This is a genomic window from Aequorivita aquimaris (assembly GCF_001573155.1).
Taxonomy (GTDB): Bacteria; Bacteroidota; Bacteroidia; order Flavobacteriales; family Flavobacteriaceae; genus Aequorivita; species Aequorivita aquimaris.
The window spans coordinates 82,394-105,537 of record NZ_JRWG01000004.1; the positions used below are offsets into that span (position 1 = coordinate 82,394).

Below are 23,144 nucleotides of genomic sequence, written 5' to 3' on the forward strand. Positions count from 1 at the left end.
CATTTTTCTTTTCAATAAAAATACGCAAAAACCGAGGACTTGGATTTTAGAAAAGGTTAAAGTTGAAAAACCATTTTAAGAGAAAACCCAGATTTGCACTTTAAAACGGTTTCGGTTAATTCTCTAACGGAATTCGAATTACGGTTTCAACCCCCGCACCAGTGTTTTTATTCCTTACCTCAAAAAAGTAATTATTGCCATAAAGGTTCTCTAAACGGTCATTGATATTGGCCAGACCCATTCCCCGTTTTAGCAATAATTTATGGCCCGCTTCAACGGGAGCGCCATTATTTTCAACCTTTATTATCAAGGTTTTTCCTTCTGCGTAAATTTTTACGAGAATTTCCAAATCGGTATGGTTAAAATCATAGCCGTGTTTTATGGAGTTTTCCAGAATGGGCTGCAGCAGAAGTGCCGGTACCAATTTGGGAAGCAGGGATTCATCTATTTCTGTCGAAATATTCAGATGATCGGAAAACCTAACTTTTATGATATTGAGATAGAATTCCAAAATGCGCAGTTCCTTTTCCAACGGAATGCGGTTGCTGTCATTGTCATAAAGTATTTCCCTTAAAAAATCGCTGAGATCGGCTATGGTATCCTTTGCTTTGGCGGCGTCAATATCGGTAAGGACGGCGATTGAGTTTAAGGTGTTGAAAAGAAAATGCGGCTGCAATTGGGAGGAGAGCATTTTCATACGCGTATTTACCAATTGGGCTTCCAATTTGCCCTGCTTTTTTTCAGCCTTTTTCACCTCTTTCACATAATAATAGGTGTAGATTATAAAGACCATGGCAAAGTAGATAAGAAAATTGAGATCTATTACGTACATAAACCTATACATGCTGCGCTCAAAGTCATATTCGGCAAAGGTTGTTCTGCCCAAAAGGATGTAATACAGGTCAACGACCAGCCGAATCACTATTCCTATCAATAGCGAAAATAAAATGTGGGTCGAAATGATTTTGGTCCACGAGTAGTTTTTTCGAAGAAACCGTTTGGTGCTAATGGCGATCAACGTCATAAAACTTACCACGATTATATAGTCGAAAAGCAGGTTGTCTATTAAAAATTGGGACCATGAAAAGACCATCATCTTATCCATCCCGAAGACCTGCATATAGGCGGTTTTGGCAATCAGCATCAAATCAAACAGCGCATAAAAGCCGGCCAAAAGAAGTACTAATTTCAGGTCTATGTATTTCCTGCTTATGATATATTTTTTATTCATATTCCTACTTTTTCCAGAAAATCCTTTTTATAGGACTTGCTGATGCGCAATAGTGTATTATCATTCATTCGGGCATCAATTTCCGAAAATTCTGAATGTACTATTTCCTTTATATGTCGCAGATTGACAATGCTGGATCTGTGGATTCTAATAAATTTACCGCTGTCCAATGACTCACAGAGATTGCTCAAGTTTTCCCGAAGCACGTACTTTTTGTTTTCAACAAAAATTTCGGCATAACTTCCCGAGGCAGTGATGTACATTATATCTTCGGGGTTAAGGAGTATGGTTTTGTTTCCCTGTTTTATCGGCAGCTTGTCAAGAGCCTCCATTTTTTGCGATTTGGTTTTGTACAGATTGAACAGCTCAATTATGCGCTTCTCAAAGTTTTGGTCGGCTTCGTTTGCTGAAATTTTCTGTACTTTTTCAATAGTTCTAAAGAAACGTTCGTCCTTAAAAGGTTTCAGCAGAAAGTCGAAGGCGTCTACATCAAAAGCCTTTAGGGCGTAATTGTCGTAAGCCGTAACGAAGATGACGATGGGTTTTGGCGAGAGGTTAATCTTTTGCAAAACCTCAAAACCGTTCATATCCTTCATATTGATATCCAGAAAGATGAGGTCGGGCCGTTTTTGGTCTATTTCTGCAATTGCGCTTTTTCCGTTGGAACATTCGCCCAGCACTTCCACATCCGGTACTTGCCGGAGCAGGTAGAGCACCCTTTTTCGGGCAAGCTCCTCGTCGTCAATTACAAGTACTTTTATCATTGAAGGCTATTTTTATAATCGTTGTGAAAGGATGTTCTGTTACGTAAAGATATTCAAAATGAAATTGCTCGGTTGTGTTCCAAATTAAATTTTAGAAACCCATCAACTTATAAAAAGACCATCAGTAGAGTTGTTCCCTGACGGTCTTCCCATAAATTGCAAAGCAACTTCTTTCAATTAACGGCAAGCCCAACACCACTGCTTCTGGCATCTATTTTCAGGTTCTGTTTGTCCTTTCCGTTTTCAAGACGGATTTTATAGGTGGCATTGGCCAAAATTTCACCTTTGGTGCGGGCGGTATATTTTGCCTTTGTCAAGGTGTAGCCTTGGAAGGAGTTGTACACTTCGTTTCTGAGCTGCGCCGGCAAAATCACGTTCTTGAATTGCTGACGGGTTTCGAGGAGATTGCCCTCGCTGTCAAAATCTGCCTCCAAAGCACCGTTTGTACTTTTAAACGTTACCAAATAGGCGTGATATTTCTTTTTAGCGGTATGGGCAATAAAGCTTTGAATGTCAAAATTAGCTTTCATAAATCCGATGGGATCACGCGCAAACTGGCGCGCTTGGCTTTCTTTAATATTATAAACATAACTGTCGCCCTCTTGGGTTACCGCTACATTTAACGGTGCATAAAAAAGTCTGGCCTCGTCGAGCACTGTAACCTCTTGGGCGCTGAGTATCGCCGCGGTCAAACTTAACAAAATGGAAATTACAAAAGTTTTCATAACTGATAATTTTTAGGATTAATAACTTGTTCTTCAAACTGGTAAACACTGATCAGGTATTTTTACAGACACTAAATTAAAGGAACAAGCCGCTCGATGGGCAGGAATGATGTGAACGTCAAAATTTGACTATGGGAAATACTGGATTATGATGTGAAATAAATTTTCACAGCCGAAAAAGAAGGTAAATTTGCTAATAATCAACAGATTATGAAAAGTGGATTTTGCAACTTATTGTGCCAAATTACTTTTTTGGGGAAATAGAATCACAGCATTGACATCTGGGAAATGATACTTTATTTAGGCGGCAGCTACTTATTGCTTGACAATCTTTTTCGTTACGACTCCTTTATCGGAAATCACTTCCACGAAATAGATACCTGCGGAAAGGGTTTCAAAATTGATTCGGTTTTCTGAGGTTTCAAGAATTGGTTTGCCCAATGTGGAATAAACGGTGGCTTTTTTGAAGGAAATGTTTTTTGGGGTTTCAATATTAAGAATTGATGACACTGGGTTTGGGAAGAAGGAAAGGTTTTCTGAAGGATCTGCTTCGGTTATTGATAGATTGCATTGGGCTTCTACTTCGGGAACGGAGTTGCAGCCTGCGAGATTATAGTTGATGATTACATCTGTATTTGGATTAACAATGGCATCGCAAATTGGAGCTATGGAACAAAATGACAGGAGTGGATTGTCTTCAACTATTACACCAATAATTGCGGAAGAATCTAAATTTACTAAAGAGGAAACTGAGGAAAGAGAAGCATTCCCTGTAATTGAAATATAATCTTCACAGTATAATAAATTTTCCAAACCGTTCAAGGTTTCAAGCATATCGTTATCTAAGATACCTAACCACCCACAAATGGATTCCAGATTTACCAATCCACCAAAATTTTCTAAAAGATCATTTTTTTCAACACGAAAACTTCCGTATATCTGGGTTAAATTTGCAAGTCCATCTAAAGAAACTAAGCTATCATTGCTATTGATTAGAACTCCCAAATCAGAACCATTTCCGACGGAATAAAGTGAGTTTAATCCAGTAAAATTTATTATTTGACCATTTAATGCAATCGCAAACTGACCCGTAATCGTTTCAAGATTTTGAAGGCCTTCAAAATTGACTAAGGAATTGTTTTCCGTAATAATAAGGCTGCTACTTAAATTTTGGATATTCTCCAAACCAGAAAAGTTTTCAATATTTGTATTGACTATAAAAATTCCTTCATCAACATCTTGAATTTGTGATAAACCGTTAAGATTGGATATATCACTTCCTTCAATGTTCAACGATTTAATTAGATGTGTACAATTAGGAAAGTTTGAAGAAAAAGTATCAATTTCTGCTTGCGTAGTTAAATATATATCATCGTTCGGACACTGCCCAAACCCAATAAAAGAAACCAAAAGCAAAACGTAGAATAATTCTTTTTTCATACCAAATATTTTTGGCAAGAAAAAAGAAAAAAACTAGGTATGAAAATTTATTTAAGATATTTTCAAGAAAGATTTAATGTATAGTCTAGCAAAGTTGAGAATGCTTTATTTTTAATAATCATACAAACGAAAACGCCTTCCACTGCGCTCAGGGAGACATTCCGTTTTAATTCAACATCGCCCATAGTTTATCTTTCAACTCAGTAAGCCCTTGTTGCGCCACGGAAGAAATAAACAAATACGGAATGCCTTTAAACTGTTTGTCGAGAATCTTTTTCATCTCGGCCTTCAATTCCTCATCAAGCATATCACTTTTGCTGATGGCTACCAGACGTTCCTTGTCCAGAAGTTGTGGGTTGTAACGGCGCAATTCATCGACTAGAATATCGTATTGTTCTTTAATATCCGGCGCATCGGCGGGAATCAAAAACAGCAGTGTAGAGTTTCTTTCTATATGGCGAAGAAAACGATGCCCAATGCCCTTTCCTTCGGCGGCACCTTCTATAATTCCTGGAATATCGGCAACCACAAAAGTTTTGAAGTCACGGTATTCCACGATTCCCAAATTGGGTTTTAGCGTGGTGAATTCGTAATTGGCAATTTTCGGTTTGGCTGCGGTTATTACAGAAAGTAGCGTTGATTTGCCTGCATTCGGGAAACCTACTAGACCTACATCGGCAAGAATCTTAAGTTCAAGAATAATATCTACTTCTTCGCCTTCCTCACCGGGCTGCGAATAGCGGGGCGTTTGGTTGGTCGCACTTTTAAAATGGGCATTCCCCAAACCACCGCGACCGCCTTTGGCTATTATTTTTTCTTCGCCGTCTTCCGTGAGTTCAAAAAGTATTTCCTCGGTTTCCTTATCGCGCACTACTGTCCCCAGCGGCACTTCAATATAAACATCGGCACCATCGGCACCGGTACTGGTCTGCTTGCTGCCGTGCTCGCCGTGCTCGGCCTTAAAGTGTCTTTTGAATTTTAAATGGTAAAGCGTCCAAAGATTTTTGTTGGCTTTAATGATTACGTGCCCTCCACGGCCGCCATCGCCGCCATCGGGCCCACCTTTGGGAATATATTTTTCCCGCCGCATGTGCTTACTGCCCTGCCCTCCCTTACCGGAAGTAACATGTACTTTTACGTAATCTACAAAATTGCCTTCAGTCACCTTTTATTGTTTATTGTTTATTGTCTATTGTTGGAAACCCCAATCCATAAACTATAAACTGTCTATAACCTTACTTAAACGTTCCGTAATTTCTTCAATACTTCCCACACCATCAACACCGTAATATTTATCTCTCTTTTCGTAATAATCCTTTAGGATGGCGGTTTCATTGTAGTAAACTTTGATGCGGTTCCGGATGATGCTCTCATCGGCATCGTCTGCTCTTCCGCTGGTCTTGCCGCGCTCCAATAAGCGTTTTACCAACACTTCATCGTCCACTTCCAAAGCTACCATGGCGTCAATCTGGGTGTCCTTATCATCCATTAAATGTTCAAGGGCTTCGGCCTGTGCTTCGGTTCTTGGGAAACCGTCAAAAATAAACCCGTTTGCATCTGGGTTTTTATCAACCTCATTGCTTAGCATATCGATGGTAATTTCATCCGGAACCAATTTCCCCTTTGCCATAAAAGACTTGGCGAGATTGCCCAGCTCGGTCTCATTCTTGATGTTATAGCGAAAAACGTCGCCCGTGGAGATGTGAACCAAATTGTATTTTTCCTTTAAAAAATTGGCTTGCGTTCCTTTTCCCGCGCCGGGAGGGCCGAACAAAATTATATTAGTCATCTGTGTGGTTTTATAAATGAAAAACGAAGGTGCAAATTTACGAAATTATAATTGGGGAAACGTTACTTTGGGATTTGTTAATTCGGGATTCGTTAATTCGGGATTCGTTGATTTGGGATTCGTTGATTTGGGAATTGTTAATTTGGTGATTTGGGATCTGCCTGGCAGAGGCACGAAAGGCGGGTTTGGAATTTGGAATTTGGGATTTGGAATTTGGGATTTCAAACAACAACCCCCACCGCCTTATAAAGAAAATTTACCAAGGCATTCCAAAGTTTTTCCAAGGTCACCATCAAAATTCCCTTTAGGGTGTTTACGAAATTGAGTGCCATGGCCTCCAGCCCATCGAGGAAAAATTCCCGAAGGTCTTCGTCAATATCACCGCTGGCCACTCCCTTTTGGATAATTACCGTTTGTTTGGCGATGGCCTCCACCTGTCGCTCACTAAACCCGCGCACGGTGGAAATGTCCTTTTCCAAAATGCCCGAGGCAATATCCTTTATCTCATTGATTATATTAGTAACATTATCCGCCATAGCTTTATCTTTTTAAGAAACTTTCATACGTTATTGCTTGATCCAAAAAAATTTCAACCTGACCTTTAAAAGCCTGTAATGCCAAGGGTTTTATACCGTTTTCCCGATCGGTCTGTTTCATTTTTTTGAAGGTTTCGGCAATCTTTTCAAAAGCAAAGGCACTGGGATATTCTCCCGAAATGGCGCTACTTCCTTTTGCTTGAAGCAGTTCGTTTATTTTGTCCAACGCCACATTTTCTGGAATGGGCCGGGCTTTGGCCTGCAATTTCAGCGATTCAAAAGCACCGATTAAAACATTGTACACAGCTTCACGCTGAGCAAAACTTTCGCTCTCCGTCCCTCCATCAACCTCAGCGAAAAAGCGCATGGCCAAATCACTGCTTTCGGTTACCTTTTCAACTATGGCTTGATCGTATGCAGGGGCCAATGTGGCTTCGCAACCCGCAAATAAAGCAATGCTGAAAAATGCTATAAAAGAAAAGTGAAATTTGATAGACTGCATAATACTGATTTATTCAATCTGCACTAAGTTAATGATTTGTAATTAATTACTGTGGCATTTTAGAATTTTCCCACTCTGATCTGAGCAGCGAATAAAATTATGAAGCGTTCCACTATAGATAAATTAATTCCTTTTAATAAGCACTACTTTTCGTGAAATCCTGTTGGATTCTGTATGTGCCACCTCACCAATACGAACAATCTCTCCAAAATTTATTTTTTTAAAACCATAATTCACGCAGGCGATTGCGGTTTCCGAGGCATAGCCAATTTCCTAGTATTTTTATTGAAGCTTTATAGTCTCGCTCACTTTTTCATAAACCTCTCCCGTTGAGAGTTCAACCTTTATCTTTACTTTATAGTTTTCATTCAGCGTTGGCTTTCTATCCACCAATAGCTGAATGGCAGGAACCCGAATATTCGTGGTATCATTTTCTAAATAGGCCTGTAAATATGCATCTTCCTCAAAATAGATTCCTTTAACTATAATCAAATCGTTTATAGTATCGTTGGCCCTATGGGCTTCGTCAAAATCATTAAGGGTAATTACAGTAAGATTGGAAAGCTTCTCAAACTTAGAACCGCTCTCGCCATCAAAAATACACGAACAGGCATAAGCACTGGGAATAAACGATAAACTCGGCCACCTTGATTGTCTTTGGCTTATAAAGTCAACACTGTAATCAACAGTTAAGCCTGCATAGTCACCATAAGACACAGCCTCGTTCGGCAGCATAATTCTTAAAGAATTCTCACCTACTTTTTTGTAGTTCTTCAGTTCCATTCCATTTATATCGAAATACTTTCCCGTAATTGGGCCACAATTGCAATCATCGCCACCTCCCGGAGTACACATCTGTAGCGGAAGTCCAATCAGCAAGGCAAAAACCAGCACTTTTGTTTTCCAATTCTCTTTAAAAGTTCTCATAATAATATTCTTTAATTCTTTTTAACTTCAGGCTTCTCTACAAACGGTTTTATCCCAAACTCAGGATATATTTCACTCGGAAAATAAATTACGCCTCCCTTGGATACCATTGCAATCTTTTTAATTGCCTTTAAGTCTTTCGTTGGGTCATTTGGAATCAAAAAGAAATCGGCCAGCATTCCCGGTTCAATGGCGCCCCTATCTTTTTGCCCAAGATATTGGGCCATATCGTAGCTGCCCAATTTCAACAATTCTGCTGGAGTGTAACCCAATTGTTGATATAGCTCCAGTTCCCTGTGTAAAGTGAAAGCGCCTCCCAGATCGGTTCCTGGCAAAATTAAAATGCCACGTTCCTTCATAAGTTTTAGGGTTTTCACGATTTTATCATAAGCCCCTCGGTAAGCCTTGTCCTCAGCTTCGTTGGCAATACTTACCATGGCCTCTTTGGCATCGCGTTGTTCGCTGGCGGGCATATTTTCAATATAATCTAAAGTACCAATCTGCGTTTCCCCGTTGCGCGAAAGCAATAATAACTCGTGAATAGCAAGCGTCGGGTCCATAGCTACTTTATTTTTCACCATTAAATCCAAGGTTTTCTGCACTGGTGCACTGTTTAAATCCAAACCTGGCAAGCGTTGCAAGGCTGTTAATCGCAATAAGCTACGGGTATCTTCCCCTGGCTCCAGGACCCAGCCCAACATAATTTGGTTGATGTGGGTCATTTCATCAAAACCAGCCATCAGCATATCGTTTGCATTGGAAAAGGCTGGCACGTGGCCGGTTACGGGCATCTTCAATTCGTGGGCTTTCTTTACTATGGCAGGCGCCCACGCCCCGGTCATACTATTGTATAATTTGATTCCGTAAAATCCCATATCGGAATAGGTTTGAACAGTGGCAAGTGCTTCCGCTTCGCTTTCCACCAGAATTCCATTGTTACTGCTAAACGGGCTTTTCCCTTCAATAAATCCTAAGCGGGTAATGTTTGGCCCAGCTAAAACGCCTGATTTTATTTTTTGCATCAGGCTATTAAGCACCTCGTTGTTATTTCCCATATCGCGAACCGAGGTAACCCCAGCAACAACATTCAGTAGCGCGGCGTTTTCGCCCATATGGCCATGCATATCGTAGAGACCAGCTACCAAAGTTCCTCCGGCGCCATCTATTTCCACTTCATTTTCGCCGGCAGTGGCATCTGCGGCATCAATGCTCTGTATTTTATCGCCGCTAATTAAAACGGAAGATAAATCGGTAAGCGATAAAGTTTTTGGATCGAATATTTTTACGTTGCGAATACGTATATTCTTATCATATCTATGCGCAAAACGCTTTTGTAAATCTTCAAAACGCTGTGCCGAATATTTTTCCGCAAGCAGGCGCATCCTTCTTTCCTCGTTCTCATAACCAGAGCGGATAATTATAAACTTAGGCGAAATCATGGCGAAAAACTGGTCTTTTCCATCCAGAATAAAATATCTGGGATTAAGGCCAATCCCAGATAAAGCATAGGTTTTCAGTTTCAACGGGCCAGCGTCTGAATTTGAATCAATGGTCTCTAGCTCCGTCAGTTTTAACTGTCCCGCCGGTAGGGCTGACAAGCTTTGGTTTTTTGCCTTTAATAGCAAACGCGCAGCTATAAGCATAGAATACGGACTGCCTGATTGATTTACATAGAACGAAGGCTCCGTTACCGTGGCGCTGTTGTCTCCAGTAGCATCGGTCCAAGTCGCATTTTGGCCATCCAGTTTAAATTGTTCCTTTACGGCGTTGCCAAAGGTGGTATTGCCTTCAATATCCCATTGCACCGGAAACCCATCGGTATCGAGCACTACGGTTTCCTTAAGCGTTGGGCCACGGCCGTTGTTTTTATAGTCATAATCGGTAAAAACGGTATCGCCCAAACGGATAACGTTTAAATGGCCAACATTTGTGCCGCCAATAATTACTGAAAATGATTCTTCCGCTGGCAAATCGGTCTGTTGAGAGGTTTTCTCGGCTTTTTGCTTACAGGCTTGTGTTGCCAATAGCAGCATTACCGCTAACAGATAGTAATAGTTGATTTTTTGAAGTTTCGATAATTCTTTAACGAATAGCATAAACAAAGCGTTTTAGGTTGGTGCGTTAATTTTCCGTGATTTATTAGACTTAAAACTACGCTATAGTTTGTTTACTTACAAGATCTTAGAGTCTGAAATTATAGAGTGGCCGGAATAGCATTATTAATACAACTTAAATCTCGGTACTTTTAGAAGCAATATACTCATCAACAAAATCTTCCAAAACATTCAAGGGAATGGCACCATGTGAAAGTACTACTTCGTGGAATTCACGGATATCAAATTTTTCACCCATAGCGTCCTTTGCCTTTTTACGCAATTCCAGAATCTTAAGCATCCCGATTTTATACGCGGTGGCCTGCCCTGGCATTACTATATGCCTTTCAACCATTTTGATGGCGTCCAGCTCGGCATTGGGTGTATTATCGGTGTAATATTTAATACCCTCTTCGCGCGTCCATTTTTTATTGTGAATTCCCGTATCAACCACCAATCTACAGGCTCTCCATAATTCCATTGCCAAACGCCCGAAATCTGAATACGGATCGGCGTAAAAGCCCATCTCTTTTGGAATAAATTCAGAATAGAGTCCCCACCCTTCGGAATAGACCGTGTAACCCCCAAACTTTCTGAACATAGGTATTTCTTCCAATTCCTGCTGAATTGCCAATTGCATATGATGGCCCGGAATACCCTCGTGATAGGCCAAAGCTTCCATTTGGTAGGTGGGCATGGATTCCATATCGTATAGGTTGGCGTAGTAAATTCCAGGTCTGGAACCGTCTGCAGCGGGACGATTATAAAAAGCCTTTCCAGCTGATTGTTCCCTAAAAGGCTCCACCGCTTTTACGATAAGGTCTGCTTTTGGTTTCGAAATAAATATTTCGTCCAGTCTGGTTTTCATACTATCTATCAAGTGTACGGCTTCTGCCAAATAAGCCTCTTTCCCTTCTTGGTCTGCACTGTAATAAAATTGTGGGTCTGTTTTCATAAACTGAAAAAAGTCCTGCAGACTGCCTTCAAAACCAACGGCTTTGCGAATGGCGTCCATTTCGCCGTGGATTCTTGCAACTTCACGCAGTCCGATATCGTGGATTTCTTGGGCCGTTAATTCGGTTGTAGTGGTTCTTTGTAAGGCATTGTTATAAAACGAATCCCCGTCGGGAAATTTCCACGCACCATGGTCAGAATTTACCCTTTCCTTTTGATCTTTCATAAAAGCAATCAAACTATTGTATGCAGGTTTTACAGAGGTTAATAAGGCTTCTTTGGCCTCAGCTTCCAAATTGGATTTAGTTTCGGCATCTACCTCTAGCTTGCTTACTTTTTTCATAAAGTCTTCCAATAAAGTGCTTTGGGTTTCTGATGCATCAAAGGGCTGGCCTATCAATATGTTTTCCGAATCCTGGATCACTTTATCATACACAAACACTGGGGGCATTACGCCTATGGCTTCCCGTTCCTTTAAATTTTCGACCAGTTGCACAAAGTATGAGTTGAAGGCATTTAATCTGGAGATATAGGCTTCGGCATCCTTTACATCATCTATGCTGTGCATATTTATCAAAAAGGAAGGCAACCCAGATTGGGCGCCAAACATCTGATTTACGGGATAGTTGTGTAAACGGTATTGATAATCGGCTATATCGTTTTCAAGTTTTTGCTTATATAGTTTATAGCTTAACAAGGCCTCTTTTGAGAGTGCCGCAACATTTACAGAATCGGTCATCCATTGCAGTTGTTCCTTGTCCATTTCCAATTCTTTTGCTTTCGCTTCCGGCGAAATATCATCCAGCTTGCCATAGTCTTTTTTAATTCCCAGTCTGGTTTGAAATTCTGGTGAAAGATCTACTCGGGCATCAAAGGTTTTTTGGAAGAAATCATTTAATTTTTTGGATTCTGCCGCAACCTCAGCTTCGGTATATGTTTTGTTGGTTTTTTCAGTTTTGCAGGAAATAACTAAAGTAAGGCTAGCAAGAAGCAGAAATGCTTTTATGGTAAGTGTGCGCATAGTTTTATTTTATATTTCAGACAATTTTTAAATATAATATATTTTTAAGAAGCAGGCGCCCAAAGCTCAAAAAACGAAATTGTTGATTTGAAGGCTAGGTAGTATGAGTGTTCTATTCTATCCCGTGGAGGACACGACCGGGATGCCCGCGCCAGCGGGAGGTTTTTCTCTTTTCGAAGTTCTCTAATAATTTTACCGAAATTAAAGGATAATTTTGCGTTCATTGAGTATACTATAGTTAGCATTAAAACTCTCTTAATCCATGCCCAAAAAACAAAACCATCCCAAAAAACCAAAAACCTCTTGGCCCACAAAGCTCGCAATGGAACAGATTTATGAAATGAACCTTTGGGGAGGCAACAAGGCAGATTTCTATTCAGGAGAGGGATCGCACCATCCAGAAATAGTAAATCCGTATTTAGACGCAGTAACCACGTTTTTAAGTTCGTTTAAAAACCCGCTTACAGTATGCGATTTAGGTTGTGGCGATTTTAATGTGGGGAAGGAATTGGTTAAGTACGCTAAAAAATATATTGCCGTAGATATAGTGCCCAGCCTTATTCTGCGTAATACAGAAAAATTTAAAGCGCCCAATTTAGAATTCCATTGTTTGGATATTGCAGAAGCTGATTTGCCCATTGCGGATTGCGCGATACTTCGGCAAGTGCTGCAGCATCTATCCAATGCCGAAATACAAAGCATTGTAAACAAACTCACTGCTTTTAAATATGCAATCCTAACGGAACACATCCCACAAGGGAGTTTTATTCCCAACAAAGACATCATCTCTGGCCAGGGCAACAGACTGAAAATACAAAGTGGCGTAAACCTATTGGCACCGCCTTTTAATTTTAAGGTTAAGGAAGAAACACAATTATCCACTATTGTTTTAGACGCCAGCAAAGGAATTATCAAAACCACACTTATACAACTATAACCACTCAATCCAGCCCTCTTTTGAAGAGCCTGCTCCGAGCTTGACGAGGGAGGGTTAAGGGGATATTTACCCCCCCCTTAAAAAAATTCCTATCTTTAAATTTTCAATTACAAAATACCAACCAAGATGTTTCCCAAAAGCCAAAACATATTAATAGCACTATTCATAATCCTCCTCGCCGCCTGCAACAAAAACGATCCCCAAAATGACCCATACGACCTGCTGGTAGCCCTCCCCACCCCACCAGTGAAAGTAATAAACACTAGCGGCACTTGGTTAGTATATGAAATGCATATAAAAGTCCCCACGCTTCAGAAGGTAAAAATCTTTAACAATGGCAATCTACAATTATCCTATTCCAATTTCATCACCAGGGACGATTTGCATATAGCCAGTATCTGGCTGCCCTACCCCGCACAGGCTTGGGAAAAGCAAGAGTTGGTGCATCTATTTCAGTATGAAGATGCCGAAGGCATTGCAAAACAACATACCTTCCCACTAAAAATAGAAGAAGAATACCCAGACCCCATTACCATTGCATTTCCTGTACCCCAAGGCATTTGGTTGGCGGAAGCTGCGGCTGGCCCAACCTCCTACCACACCCGCGCCATTTTCCCCTATCCGGAACCTGTTTTTGATCCCACCCAGCAAGGATATTTAATAGGAAACAACCCCCAACGCTACGCCATTGATTATGCAAAACTGGTAGATGGCCTTCCCTATCAAAACGATGGCAGCCAATTGGAAGATTGGTATTGCTATAATCTACCCATTCTTGCCGCTGAAGGTGGAAGGGTCATTTTCACGGAAAACAACATCCCAGACAATATGACCCCAGGTGAAATTGACTACCCCATAGACGCTTCAAACGTCACCGGAAATGTAGTTTATATAGCGCATGAAGATGGCTCCATTGGCACCTATTGCCATATGGTTCCCAATTCCATTTTGGTTGAAGCGGGAGACACGGTAACCAAAGGCCAAGAGCTGGGCCGTTTGGGAAATTCAGGAAACTCCTTCGCTCCGCATTTGCATATGCATGTGCTCACAAACCCCGAAGGGAAACAAATAACGGAATACGCTGATGGACTTTACTTTGAAAGCCTGCCGTACAAATTTTCACAATTTACGAAGTTGGGCGCCCTTCCACCGGGATATATGGACGAACCTCCATTGACACCCTTTGTTCCCACAATGTCCGAACCCGAAAACAATACCTACCCCTCTGAAAGCGACGTTATAGAATTTTAAAATTTTAAGACTAAAAAACTTGTTATTTATTGAATGGTAAGCGATGGGGCTTAGTTCTTTTCAAGAAAAAATAAAATTACTCCCCACTCCTGAACCGCAATTGCCTAAAACTTATCTTATCGAAAGTCAGGCCACCCACTATTAGAAAAAGACCAATAATTGTTGGAAACCCGATGGGTTCTTCCAGCACAAAATAAATTACGACCAATGATAAAAAAGGCACTAAATAAACAAGATTGCTCACCTTGGCCGCGGTGATTGATTTTTTGAGAGCTATGGACCAAATAACAAATGTTATTCCCATCTCGAAGAAACCTACATATATTGCACCTCCCCAAGATTTTAAGTCAATAAACACAATTTCTGAAGTGAAGAGCAAGGCTATGAGAATATAGATAAAACCGAAAAAGAAGTTAAGAAAAAGTTTGCTGAGTTCGTCGCGTTCATCCCTAATATTGAAAATCCAAAATAGAGCCCAGATAATGGCCGAAGCAAGCCCGAAAATCACTCCCTGCGCATTGGTAAATGATAAATTAATTAGGTTCCCGCCAGTGGCAATAATCAGCACCCCTATAAAACTAATGCCAATAGCTACTACATTTTTGAAACCTATTTTTTGTTTGAGTAAAGGCACAGCCAATAAACTCAGCATTATGGGCCAAGTATAATTCAGTGCCTGTGCTTCTTGGGCGGGCAAGAGTTCATAGGCCTTAAACAAAACTATATAATACAGAAACGGATTAATGGCACCGTAAATAGCCGATTTCAGAAAAGCTCTCGCAGGGAGTTTGGCCAGATTAACATACTTCTTGGTCGCCAACATCAAAATGCCCAAGGTCAATAAAGCAGTTGCCGAAGACCAAAACAACAGTTGCAAAAAGCTATAGTTTTGCAATGCTATTTTCATACTGGTAGCCACCGTACTCCATAATAGAACCGCTATTCCCGCATAGATATATGCCTGTTTTTGGTTTTTCATTTAGGCCCTTTTTTAGAAGTTTAAATGTAAATTGATAAAAAAGTTTGACCAAGCTATTCTAAATAAATTTTATGCCAAGGAAATTTTAAAAAATCATTTTATACGGACGCTCAATTTTATCTTGAAGTTCCTGAATCCCCATCAACCTAACTTTTCTCAAAAACTCCTTTCCTTCAAAAAACACCAACAAGGTAGGGGCGGCAAAAACTCCAAACTCACCAGATATTCCTAGCAATTTATCTATTTTAATGTGAATAAATCTTACAGCAGGAAATTTTTCTATAAACAGCGCTTCCACTTTGGGCCGTAACGCCTCACAAACCCCACAATGGGGTGAAGAAAAGTAAACCGCCACGGCAGTTTCCTGAGTAATCAATTTTTTTAAAGCCTCTATATTCAAGGTTTATTATAATAATTAGTTTATGGTACTTTTATTTTTTTCAATAGGATTTTTCACCCTCACAAAACTTTAATCCCCGTCCCTCCCAAAATCAAATTATCGTTTTGAAAAGTTTTAAAACGCCGCTACCCAGCCTCAACCTCTTCCATACCTTCCCAGTACCTCTTCCCTATCTCCTCCGTACTTCCCCCGTACATGTCCTGTATAAAATCATTTTTTAACAAGAATTTTCTTATTTTTTATACACTGCAATCTAACAAAAGAATAATTCTAAAGAAAACATTTTATGATTCTCTTTCACATATTAACCTCTCCCCATTTTACTATCTTTGCATTCTTATAACGCGAAAAGCGAAAAGCCACAACCGAAAACAGACAACCGCTATGAACTACTTCTCCACCAGCTTCACCCTCGGCATCCTTGGCGGCGGACAGTTGGGCAAAATGATGCTCTACGAAACCCGTAAATGGGACATACGCACCAGCGTCCTCGATCCAAGTGCTGAAGCCCCTTGCCGCATAGCCGCTGATAACTTTGAGCAAGGCGATTTGATGGATTTTGAAACCGTTTATAACTTCGGAAAAAAGGTAGATGTGCTCACATTCGAAATTGAAGGTGTAAATGTGGAAGCCTTGGAAAAACTGGAAGGCGAAGGTGTAAAAGTGTATCCCAGCGCCACCACACTTAGAAACATACAAGACAAAGGCATACAAAAGCAATTTTATAAAGAACATCAAATTTCCACTTCGCCTTTTAAGGTTTTTAAAGACAAATACAAGCTCAACGAAGCAATTGTTCGCAAAGAGCTACATTTCCCTTTTGTTTGGAAAAGCTGTACTGGCGGTTATGACGGGAAGGGCGTTAGTATTGTTCATAGCGCGGAGGATGTAATTCCGCTTTCTGAGGGCGCTTGCATTGCTGAAAAATTGATTCCCTTTAAAAATGAATTGGCAGTAATTGTAGCCAGAAATCCTTCCGGGGAAGTAAAAACCTATCCAGTAGTTGAAATGGAATTCCACCCCGAAGCCAACCAAGTGGAATATGTAATCTGCCCTGCTCGTATAGACGAAGCAGTTGCAAAAAAAGCAAGGGCTATGGCAACAAAAGTTTCCGAAGCATTTAAACATGTAGGTCTTTTGGCGGTAGAAATGTTCCAAACCGAAGATGATGAAATATTGGTAAACGAAGTAGCTCCAAGACCCCACAACAGCGGGCATTACAGTATTGAAGCTAGTTACACCAACCAGTTCGAGCAACAAATAAGAGCTATTTTAGATTTACCTTTGGGAAATACCGACAGTAAAGTTGGCGGCATTATGGTTAACTTAGTGGGCGCCGAAGGCCACACGGGCCCAGTAGTCTATAAAAACATAGAAAACATTTTGGCAATGGAAGGCGTAACACCCCATATTTACGGCAAAAAGGAAACCCGCCCCTTTAGAAAAATGGGGCACGTAACCATAGTAAACAAAGACCTAAACCAAGCGCGCAAGATTGCGGAGGAGGTAAAGAAGACTATTGAGGTTATTACTGAATAAGTACTAAATCTCAATCCCGATAGCCATCGGGACCAAACTCCAAAGTTTGGAATGAGGAGCTTGGAAATTTTAAAAAATTTGGAATTTTATGAAAAAAGTAGCAATAATAATGGGAAGCACCAGCGATCTGCCAGTAATGCAGGAAGCTTTAGATATTTTAAAAGGATTCGACATTGAAGTGGAAGTGGATATCGTTTCCGCCCACCGCACCCCAGATAAACTTTTTGATTACGGAAAGAACGCACACACCCGCGGAATTTCAGTGATAATCGCAGGCGCGGGTGGGGCGGCACACCTTCCGGGGATGATTGCTTCGCTATCGCCATTGCCGGTTATTGGTGTTCCCGTAAAATCCAGCAACTCCATTGACGGTTGGGACAGCATCCTGTCCATCCTCCAAATGCCAGGCGGCGTTCCCGTTGCCACGGTTGCGTTGAATGGTGCCAAAAATGCGGGTATCCTGGCTGCACAGATTATCGGCGCTTCCGATAAGGCTGTTTTGGATAGAATTATCGCATATAAGGAAAGCCTTAAAGCCAAAGTTGAGGAAGGCGCCGAAAATTTAAAAAAATAATTTCAATAATACAGTAGGCGCGTGATTAATCCCGCGCCTACATTTTCCCGAAATACAATGAATAATCCGCTATTACAACCCTTCAACACTGCCCCATTTTCCAAAATAAAAAACGAACATTTCCTGCCGGCAATCAGTAAATTGATTGCGGAAACCAAAGCAGAAATTGATGAAATAACTTCAAATTCTGAAGCGCCCACTTTCAAAAACACAGTCGAAGCCCTTGAAAATACTGGCGAACAATTAGATCGCGCAACCAGCATTTTCTTCAACCTAAATAGCGCCGAAACCAACGACGAAATCCAAAAGATAGCACAGGAAGTTTCGCCTATGCTTACGGGGTTCAGTAATGATATGTTGCTGAACGAGACTTTGTTTGAAAGAATCAAAACGGTTTACAACCAAAAGTATTCCTTAAATCTTTCCGAAGAACAACACATGCTGCTCGACAAAAAATACAAGGCTTTTTCCAGAAACGGCGCCAACCTTTCCGAAGAGAAAAAAACACAGTTGCGAAAGATTGATACCGATCTTTCAAAGTTGAAATTGACTTTTGGCGAAAATGTTTTGGCGGAAACAAACAAGTTTGAACTTCACATTACAAACGAAAAAGATCTCTCCGGTCTGCCCGAAGGCGTAATAGAAGCTGCTGCCCAAACCGCCGAGGAAAAAGGAAAAGAAGGTTGGGTTTTCACTTTGGACTACCCAAGCTATGTGCCGTTTATGACCTATGCCGACAACCGAGAACTTCGCAAAAAATTGGCGATTGCCTTTGGTGCAAAAGGATTTCACAATGACGCATTGGACAACCAACAAAACGTTTTGCAGATTGCAAACCTTCGTCATCAACGTGCAAATCTGTTGGGCTATAACAGCCACGCCCACTTCGTACTTGAAGAACGAATGGCAGAAACTCCCGAAAAAGTAAAGTCATTTTTGAATGAATTGCTTGAAAAAGCTAAACCTGCCGCACAAAAGGAGTTTGATGAATTGACGGCTTTCGCGAAAGAACTTGACGGTATCGATCATTTGGAAAAATGGGACGGCGCATACTATTCCGAAAAATTGAAACAGAAACTCTTCAATCTCGATGATGAAAAGCTAAAGCCATATTTCGAATTGAAAAACGTTATCAACGGCGTTTTTACAGTGGCTGAAAAACTTTACGGGCTCCATTTTGAGGAAGTACAAAATATAGACAAATATCACGCAGACGTAAAAACCTATGAAGTAAAGGATGATGAAGGCGAGTTGGTCGCCATCTTTTACGCAGACTTTCATCCACGTGCAGGAAAGCGAAATGGAGCTTGGATGACTTCCTATAAACCACAACAAATAAGGGACGGAAAAAATGAGCGTCCGCATATTTCAATTGTTTGCAATTTTACGAAGCCTACGGCGAGCAAACCTTCGCTACTTACCTTTAATGAAGTAACAACTTTGTTCCACGAGTTTGGGCATGCGCTTCACGGAATGCTCGCAAACACCCACTACCCCAGCCTTTCGGGAACGAGTGTTTATTGGGATTTTGTGGAACTGCCCAGCCAGATTTTAGAAAATTGGTGTTATGAAAAAGAAACGTTGGAGCTTTTCGCCACCCATTACAAAACGGGTGAAGTAATTCCGATGGAATACGTTGAAAAAATAAAGGAATCCGCTACATTTTTAGAAGGAATGGCAACGCTGCGTCAATTGAGTTTTGGAATGCTCGACATGGCTTGGCACGGCAGCGACCCATCGGGAATCAAGGACGTAAAAGCCTTTGAAGTCGCCGCTTTTGATGACACCCAATTGTATCCCGATGTGAAGGAAAACTGTATGAGCACTTCCTTTTCGCATATATTTCAGGGCGGTTATTCCGCTGGATATTACAGCTACAAATGGGCTGAGGTGCTGGATGCCGATGCTTTCGCATTATTTAAGCAGGAAGGTATCTTCAACAAAAAAGTGGCGGACAGGTTCAAAGGGTTTGTGCTTTCTCAGGGCGGCACGATGGACCCGATGGAGCTCTATATAAAATTTCGCGGGCAAAAGCCAGATCCCGAAGCACTTTTAAAACGGGCGGGATTGCTTCAATAAATATTTAAGGCTTCAAAAGTTCAGAACTTTTGAAGCCTTACATAATTTGCATATCAATAAAAGCTTATTGCCTACAGCGATATCAATTCAATATAAATTTCTTTGTGAATGCATGGCCATTTTCCAAGGTGAACTGCGCAATATAAAAACCTTTGGCAAATTGCTGAAGGGTTACATTTCCAGATTCATTGTTCATTTCTTCAGAAATTATTCTTTGTCCCGCTACGTTATAAACAGTTACCTCCTTAACGTTTGAAACTGTATTGTTCAAACGATAGTTTAATGTTTTGTCTTTCACGAAAACCCGGATAGCATTATCAGAGAAGTCATCCACGGATAGAATTTGAGGTTTGGCAGCTTCAATCAAAAACTCCAATCCCAATTTTGTAAATTTTACAGCGTGGTCTGGTTCACCAAAAAACGAATAAACATCTCCTGGGCTATGAATGTTAGGATTATCTTCACCCATAGCTGCTTCAAAAGGAAAGGCAGCATCATAACCATTATCTGCCCAACTGGCGTGATCTGAACAACCGTAACCACATTCAGTATAGTTGTATGTAAAACTATGTGCACCCGAAGCGTTGTAATGGTCCATCAATTCGGTCAGATATGTGTTCAGCGAATTGCTGTTATACCAATCTGTGGTAATATAAATATCGCTATTGGAGCCATTGTAGCCCGTCATATCAAACTGTACATATGCAGCGACATTAACCCCTTGATTAGCATAATCTTCTGCAATTTCAGCTGAACCGACAAGACCAATTTCCTCGGCGGCAAAAGCCATTACTTCTATACTTCTATTAGGCACAAAGTTTTTTTCCAATAACACGCGCACCATTTCATTTAGAGAAGCAATTCCCGAGGCATTATCATCTGCACCCGGTGCATTGTTTTTATCGCCAAAGGTCGTGGAATCTATATGCCCACCAATAATTACAAATTCATCTGGCGTATTCGCACCATCAAAGGTTAAAATTACAGAAGGCATCTGGGTATTTACGTGGTTGTAGATTCGTGTATGCACATCGGTTCTTCCTGCGGCCAGAATCATTGCGTCCCATTTTGCCTGTTGATCCAAAACCGCTTGTACCGCTTGTGACTTAGTATGGTATCGGGTTCCGTACGCTTGAAGCTCTAAAATATCATCTTCAATGTTCTGACCATTCACAAGATCCAAGCATTCGTTCACAAACGTATCTTCGGTAATGCTATAATCTATTTGCGGGCCACGGTTTGCAACTTTGCTTAAGGCTTGAACGGCTTTTTCTTCGGAAGCCCTGAATATATAACCGGGACCGTGGGTGCGTACATTATCGTGTATGGCATGCGCCACTTCTTCAGAAAGTAACACCGCTGCCTGCTTATCGTTGCTTGCTAAAATGGCGATATCGTCTGGATATAGTGTTTTAAAAGTAATTGCATCGGCAGCATCCATTGTGGCATAAAAAGCATTGCCATGTTGAGCAAAGCCAGTAAACGTAAATAAAAGGAACATTAAAATTCCTGTAGTAATTTTTTTCATCGGGAAGTATATAGAATTAATTTCTGTAAAAATAAGACATCTATGGGACTTAGGTTTGAAATATAAAAGTTTAACTATTTTCACATAACCACCTAAAAACTAAAAGGCAGGTAATTTCGTATATGTTTGTAAAACTTCCCTATTTTTGAAATGGGCTAAAAATTATTTTTTTGGAACTACTGAAACCAGACCATTGGGTTGATAAATATGCTGATTATCTTTACAATTATACAATTGTAAGGGTAAATGACCATATTGTGGCGCAGGATCTGATTTCAGAAACTTTTTTGGCGGGACTTAAATCAAAAAACAATTTTAAGGGAGAAGCTTCGGAGCGCACTTGGCTTATCTCTATTTTGAAACGAAAAATCATTGATTATTACCGAAAGTTAAATTCCAAAAAAGGAAAGGCGGAGGTACACATTTCATACCGCGATGATGACTCTGAAGGCGACTGGCTGGAAGAAAATGCTGCCGATCCTTTTGACAAAACTGCTGAGGACAAAATGGAAAACCGTGAACTCGGACTGGCAATTTTGGAATGCTTGGATCAGCTTCCTGAAAAACAAGCACGTATTTTCAAGATGAAAACTGTTGAAAATTTTGACACCGAAGCCATTTGTAAAGAATATAATATTACGCCGTCTAACCTTTGGGTAATAATACACCGAGCACGTAAGTCGTTGGCAGAGTGCTTGGAAAAAAATTGGTTTAACTAAAAAATATGAAGTTTTTTTTAAAATGTGACGATGCCGCACACGTTTGCGACAAAACCCAGTACAAAGAAGCTGGTCTATTTGATAAATTAATGCTGAAGATACATTTGCTAATGTGCAAATTGTGCCGCGGATACGCCAAACGCAATACCAAACTTACCAAGACTATACACTCTGCAGACATCAAAACCCTTTCCCCAGAAGAAAAGGAGCGACTAAAAACAAGGCTTCAAGACGAAATAGAAAATGGGTACAACTCCTAAAGCTGTTCAAAAAGTTTAAAAAAGAGTAACCATAAAATTGGCAGCCCTTCCACCCAAAAAGATGAAAAATATCGGTTTTGCACTGGTTTTGAAATAACCAAAAGCCACCCTAAAACTACACAGAAAATTAAGAGGCTTATAATGTAGGCCACCTCAAAGTCCTTTTTAAAAAATTCACATCCCAAGCACATCAAAAGTACACTCAGCCCCAATAATTTCGCATTTCTCACCCCCACTTGCTGTGGAAGGGTTTTAAGGTTTAACCCATCATAAGGTATATCACGTATTTCAAAAGGAAGAATAAGCGCCACTACAATTAAAATGCGCTGAAAAAATGTAAGCACTACATCCAAATCTATTTTCACTTCAGAAGCTGCAAAAGGCAAAATCACGGTTACTCCCGCCCATACAAATGCCACCACAAAAATCTTAATTCCTGAAAAATTCCGTAGGTTTTTATTTCGAACAAATGGAACGGCATAAAAAAAAGTGGCTAGCCCAAATGCAGCAGCTATCAACAAAACATTTATGGGCAGGCGAAAAGCAATAAAAGCAAGCGCAATAATGCTAATTGCGGAAAAAACCTGTATTGTTTTTAGGGAGTTTGTTAAACTTCGGTGGTGCAGTCCAGCAACTTTTGCATATTTCACAAAGTTATAACCCGTTAAACTTCCTAAAAAAACAAAGCTCCACAGTTCCCAAGAAATGGTGAGGCCATATTCCAAAATGGTGATTGCCAAAAGCGACACAACTGCCAAAGCAACGTGAATGCTACTGTTAATATAAAAAGCAAAAATATGGGAGAAAAGCTTCATACCATCAAAAGTAACCAAAGTGTTTATAACCTTATTAATTAGTTGAAAAAATTAAGTTTTCAACTCTTTAAAAGGGAGCTA

The 23,144-nt window shown here is 40.5% G+C and carries 22 protein-coding genes and 1 pseudogene; 8 read left to right on the forward strand and 15 right to left on the reverse strand.

The window, feature by feature from the left end:
- Window positions 1-115 precede the first annotated feature (115 nt).
- The 6 genes and pseudogenes from LS48_RS07765 to LS48_RS07790 all read right to left on the reverse strand — a co-directional run.
- Window positions 116-1,231, reverse strand: a complete 1,116-nt coding sequence (locus LS48_RS07765; RefSeq protein WP_062621695.1) for a sensor histidine kinase — start codon at window positions 1,229-1,231, stop codon at window positions 116-118.
- Window positions 1,228-1,995 carry a LytR/AlgR family response regulator transcription factor gene (locus LS48_RS07770; RefSeq protein ID WP_235811018.1) on the reverse strand — a complete coding sequence of 256 codons (768 nt, stop codon included), beginning with the start codon at window positions 1,993-1,995 and terminating at the stop codon, window positions 1,228-1,230. The genes LS48_RS07765 and LS48_RS07770 overlap by 4 nt, the downstream gene beginning before the upstream one ends.
- A gap of 173 nt (window positions 1,996-2,168) precedes the next feature.
- Window positions 2,169-2,720, reverse strand: coding sequence for a PepSY-like domain-containing protein (locus tag LS48_RS07775; RefSeq protein WP_062621697.1), 552 nt, complete (start codon window positions 2,718-2,720; stop codon window positions 2,169-2,171).
- Window positions 2,721-3,035: 315 nt separating this feature from the next.
- On the reverse strand, window positions 3,036-4,160 hold the full coding sequence (locus tag LS48_RS07780) for a T9SS type A sorting domain-containing protein (protein ID WP_131807707.1): 1,125 nt from the start codon (window positions 4,158-4,160) through the stop codon (window positions 3,036-3,038).
- Window positions 4,161-4,326: 166 nt separating this feature from the next.
- On the reverse strand, window positions 4,327-5,325 hold the full coding sequence (gene obgE / locus LS48_RS07785) for a GTPase ObgE (RefSeq protein WP_045081770.1): 999 nt from the start codon (window positions 5,323-5,325) through the stop codon (window positions 4,327-4,329).
- A 51-nt stretch (window positions 5,326-5,376) separates the two neighbouring features.
- Window positions 5,377-5,964, reverse strand: a pseudogene (locus LS48_RS07790) (adenylate kinase); the annotation flags it as partial.
- Between the two features lies 1 nt (window position 5,965).
- Here LS48_RS07790 and LS48_RS15690 point away from each other — a divergent pair.
- Window positions 5,966-6,274, forward strand: coding sequence for a pentapeptide repeat-containing protein (locus LS48_RS15690; RefSeq protein WP_076692429.1), 309 nt, complete (start codon window positions 5,966-5,968; stop codon window positions 6,272-6,274).
- On the opposite strand, the gene LS48_RS07800 is transcribed toward LS48_RS15690, so the two are convergent.
- The 5 genes from LS48_RS07800 to LS48_RS07820 all read right to left on the reverse strand — a co-directional run bounded on the left by LS48_RS07800 (window position 6,171) and on the right by LS48_RS07820 (window position 11,982).
- Window positions 6,171-6,485, reverse strand: coding sequence for a hypothetical protein (locus LS48_RS07800; RefSeq protein WP_045081773.1), 315 nt, complete (start codon window positions 6,483-6,485; stop codon window positions 6,171-6,173). The two genes, LS48_RS15690 and LS48_RS07800, sit on opposite strands and share 104 nt — an antisense overlap.
- A 4-nt stretch (window positions 6,486-6,489) precedes the next feature.
- Complete coding sequence (locus tag LS48_RS07805; RefSeq protein WP_062621703.1) at window positions 6,490-6,987, reverse strand: hypothetical protein; 498 nt, start codon at window positions 6,985-6,987, stop codon at window positions 6,490-6,492.
- 282 nt (window positions 6,988-7,269) lie between these two features.
- Window positions 7,270-7,914 carry a hypothetical protein gene (locus LS48_RS07810; RefSeq protein ID WP_062621705.1) on the reverse strand — a complete coding sequence of 215 codons (645 nt, stop codon included), beginning with the start codon at window positions 7,912-7,914 and terminating at the stop codon, window positions 7,270-7,272.
- A gap of 11 nt (window positions 7,915-7,925) precedes the next feature.
- Window positions 7,926-10,010, reverse strand: coding sequence for an amidohydrolase family protein (locus LS48_RS07815; RefSeq protein ID WP_062621707.1), 2,085 nt, complete (start codon window positions 10,008-10,010; stop codon window positions 7,926-7,928).
- Between the two features lie 133 nt (window positions 10,011-10,143).
- Window positions 10,144-11,982, reverse strand: coding sequence for a DUF885 domain-containing protein (locus LS48_RS07820; protein WP_062621709.1), 1,839 nt, complete (start codon window positions 11,980-11,982; stop codon window positions 10,144-10,146).
- Window positions 11,983-12,244: 262 nt separating this feature from the next.
- Between LS48_RS07820 and LS48_RS07825 the strand changes: the two genes are divergently transcribed.
- Together LS48_RS07825 and LS48_RS07830 are read left to right on the forward strand one after the other, a co-directional pair.
- The gene (locus tag LS48_RS07825) at window positions 12,245-12,919 is read left to right on the forward strand and encodes a class I SAM-dependent methyltransferase (RefSeq protein ID WP_062621711.1); all 675 of its coding nucleotides are present in this window, start codon (window positions 12,245-12,247) and stop codon (window positions 12,917-12,919) included.
- A gap of 126 nt (window positions 12,920-13,045) precedes the next feature.
- Window positions 13,046-14,170, forward strand: coding sequence for a M23 family metallopeptidase (locus LS48_RS07830; protein WP_062621714.1), 1,125 nt, complete (start codon window positions 13,046-13,048; stop codon window positions 14,168-14,170).
- A gap of 76 nt (window positions 14,171-14,246) precedes the next feature.
- Here the strand turns inward: LS48_RS07830 and LS48_RS07835 are convergent, their stop codons facing one another.
- A complete protein-coding gene (locus LS48_RS07835; protein ID WP_062621717.1) occupies window positions 14,247-15,149 on the reverse strand; it encodes a DMT family transporter in 903 nt (300 codons plus the stop codon).
- Between the two features lie 85 nt (window positions 15,150-15,234).
- The gene (locus LS48_RS07840) at window positions 15,235-15,549 is read right to left on the reverse strand and encodes a thioredoxin family protein (RefSeq protein WP_062621720.1); all 315 of its coding nucleotides are present in this window, start codon (window positions 15,547-15,549) and stop codon (window positions 15,235-15,237) included.
- Between the two features lie 384 nt (window positions 15,550-15,933).
- Here LS48_RS07840 and purK point away from each other — a divergent pair, with 384 nt between their 5' ends.
- The 3 genes from purK to LS48_RS07855 all read left to right on the forward strand — a co-directional run bounded on the left by purK (window position 15,934) and on the right by LS48_RS07855 (window position 19,741).
- The gene (purK, locus tag LS48_RS07845; protein WP_062622115.1) at window positions 15,934-17,088 is read left to right on the forward strand and encodes a 5-(carboxyamino)imidazole ribonucleotide synthase; all 1,155 of its coding nucleotides are present in this window, start codon (window positions 15,934-15,936) and stop codon (window positions 17,086-17,088) included.
- An 88-nt stretch (window positions 17,089-17,176) separates the two neighbouring features.
- Entirely contained in the window at window positions 17,177-17,662 is a 486-nt protein-coding gene (gene purE / locus LS48_RS07850; protein WP_062621722.1) for a 5-(carboxyamino)imidazole ribonucleotide mutase, read from the forward strand.
- A gap of 57 nt (window positions 17,663-17,719) precedes the next feature.
- Window positions 17,720-19,741, forward strand: coding sequence for a M3 family metallopeptidase (locus tag LS48_RS07855; RefSeq protein ID WP_062621724.1), 2,022 nt, complete (start codon window positions 17,720-17,722; stop codon window positions 19,739-19,741).
- A gap of 82 nt (window positions 19,742-19,823) precedes the next feature.
- Here the strand turns inward: LS48_RS07855 and LS48_RS07860 are convergent, their stop codons facing one another.
- A complete protein-coding gene (locus LS48_RS07860) occupies window positions 19,824-21,269 on the reverse strand; it encodes a M20/M25/M40 family metallo-hydrolase (protein WP_062621726.1) in 1,446 nt (481 codons plus the stop codon).
- A gap of 170 nt (window positions 21,270-21,439) precedes the next feature.
- Here LS48_RS07860 and LS48_RS07865 point away from each other — a divergent pair, with 170 nt between their 5' ends.
- Both LS48_RS07865 and LS48_RS07870 read left to right on the forward strand, forming a co-directional pair.
- Window positions 21,440-21,988 carry a sigma-70 family RNA polymerase sigma factor gene (locus tag LS48_RS07865; RefSeq protein WP_078056396.1) on the forward strand — a complete coding sequence of 183 codons (549 nt, stop codon included), beginning with the start codon at window positions 21,440-21,442 and terminating at the stop codon, window positions 21,986-21,988.
- A gap of 5 nt (window positions 21,989-21,993) precedes the next feature.
- Window positions 21,994-22,248 (forward strand): hypothetical protein, encoded by a 255-nt coding sequence (locus LS48_RS07870; protein WP_062621731.1) that lies wholly within the window; start codon window positions 21,994-21,996, stop codon window positions 22,246-22,248.
- Here the strand turns inward: LS48_RS07870 and LS48_RS07875 are convergent.
- Window positions 22,245-23,063 (reverse strand): UbiA prenyltransferase family protein, encoded by an 819-nt coding sequence (locus LS48_RS07875; RefSeq protein WP_076692442.1) that lies wholly within the window; start codon window positions 23,061-23,063, stop codon window positions 22,245-22,247. The genes LS48_RS07870 and LS48_RS07875 overlap by 4 nt on opposite strands.
- Between the last annotated feature and the right edge of the window lie 81 nt (window positions 23,064-23,144).

Excerpts from the sequence above, each read along its gene's own strand:
- LS48_RS07830 (WP_062621714.1), top strand. The coding sequence starts at position 13,046 with ATGTTTCCCAAAAGCCAAAACATATTAATAGCACTATTCATAATCCTC.
- LS48_RS07805 (WP_062621703.1), bottom strand. The coding sequence starts at position 6,987 with ATGCAGTCTATCAAATTTCACTTTTCTTTTATAGCATTTTTCAGCATT.
- LS48_RS07860 (WP_062621726.1), bottom strand. The coding sequence starts at position 21,269 with ATGAAAAAAATTACTACAGGAATTTTAATGTTCCTTTTATTTACGTTT.
- LS48_RS07800 (WP_045081773.1), bottom strand. The coding sequence starts at position 6,485 with ATGGCGGATAATGTTACTAATATAATCAATGAGATAAAGGATATTGCC.
- LS48_RS07825 (WP_062621711.1), top strand. The coding sequence starts at position 12,245 with ATGCCCAAAAAACAAAACCATCCCAAAAAACCAAAAACCTCTTGGCCC.
- LS48_RS07780 (WP_131807707.1), bottom strand. The coding sequence starts at position 4,160 with ATGAAAAAAGAATTATTCTACGTTTTGCTTTTGGTTTCTTTTATTGGG.
- LS48_RS07815 (WP_062621707.1), bottom strand. The coding sequence starts at position 10,010 with ATGCTATTCGTTAAAGAATTATCGAAACTTCAAAAAATCAACTATTAC.
- LS48_RS15690 (WP_076692429.1), top strand. The coding sequence starts at position 5,966 with ATGAAAAACGAAGGTGCAAATTTACGAAATTATAATTGGGGAAACGTT.
- LS48_RS07810 (WP_062621705.1), bottom strand. The coding sequence starts at position 7,914 with ATGAGAACTTTTAAAGAGAATTGGAAAACAAAAGTGCTGGTTTTTGCC.
- LS48_RS07770 (WP_235811018.1), bottom strand. The coding sequence starts at position 1,995 with ATGATAAAAGTACTTGTAATTGACGACGAGGAGCTTGCCCGAAAAAGG.
- LS48_RS07765 (WP_062621695.1), bottom strand. The coding sequence starts at position 1,231 with ATGAATAAAAAATATATCATAAGCAGGAAATACATAGACCTGAAATTA.
- LS48_RS07870 (WP_062621731.1), top strand. The coding sequence starts at position 21,994 with ATGAAGTTTTTTTTAAAATGTGACGATGCCGCACACGTTTGCGACAAA.
- LS48_RS07835 (WP_062621717.1), bottom strand. The coding sequence starts at position 15,149 with ATGAAAAACCAAAAACAGGCATATATCTATGCGGGAATAGCGGTTCTA.
- LS48_RS07820 (WP_062621709.1), bottom strand. The coding sequence starts at position 11,982 with ATGCGCACACTTACCATAAAAGCATTTCTGCTTCTTGCTAGCCTTACT.
- purE (WP_062621722.1), top strand. The coding sequence starts at position 17,177 with ATGAAAAAAGTAGCAATAATAATGGGAAGCACCAGCGATCTGCCAGTA.
- LS48_RS07855 (WP_062621724.1), top strand. The coding sequence starts at position 17,720 with ATGAATAATCCGCTATTACAACCCTTCAACACTGCCCCATTTTCCAAA.
- LS48_RS07875 (WP_076692442.1), bottom strand. The coding sequence starts at position 23,063 with ATGAAGCTTTTCTCCCATATTTTTGCTTTTTATATTAACAGTAGCATT.
- LS48_RS07775 (WP_062621697.1), bottom strand. The coding sequence starts at position 2,720 with ATGAAAACTTTTGTAATTTCCATTTTGTTAAGTTTGACCGCGGCGATA.
- purK (WP_062622115.1), top strand. The coding sequence starts at position 15,934 with ATGAACTACTTCTCCACCAGCTTCACCCTCGGCATCCTTGGCGGCGGA.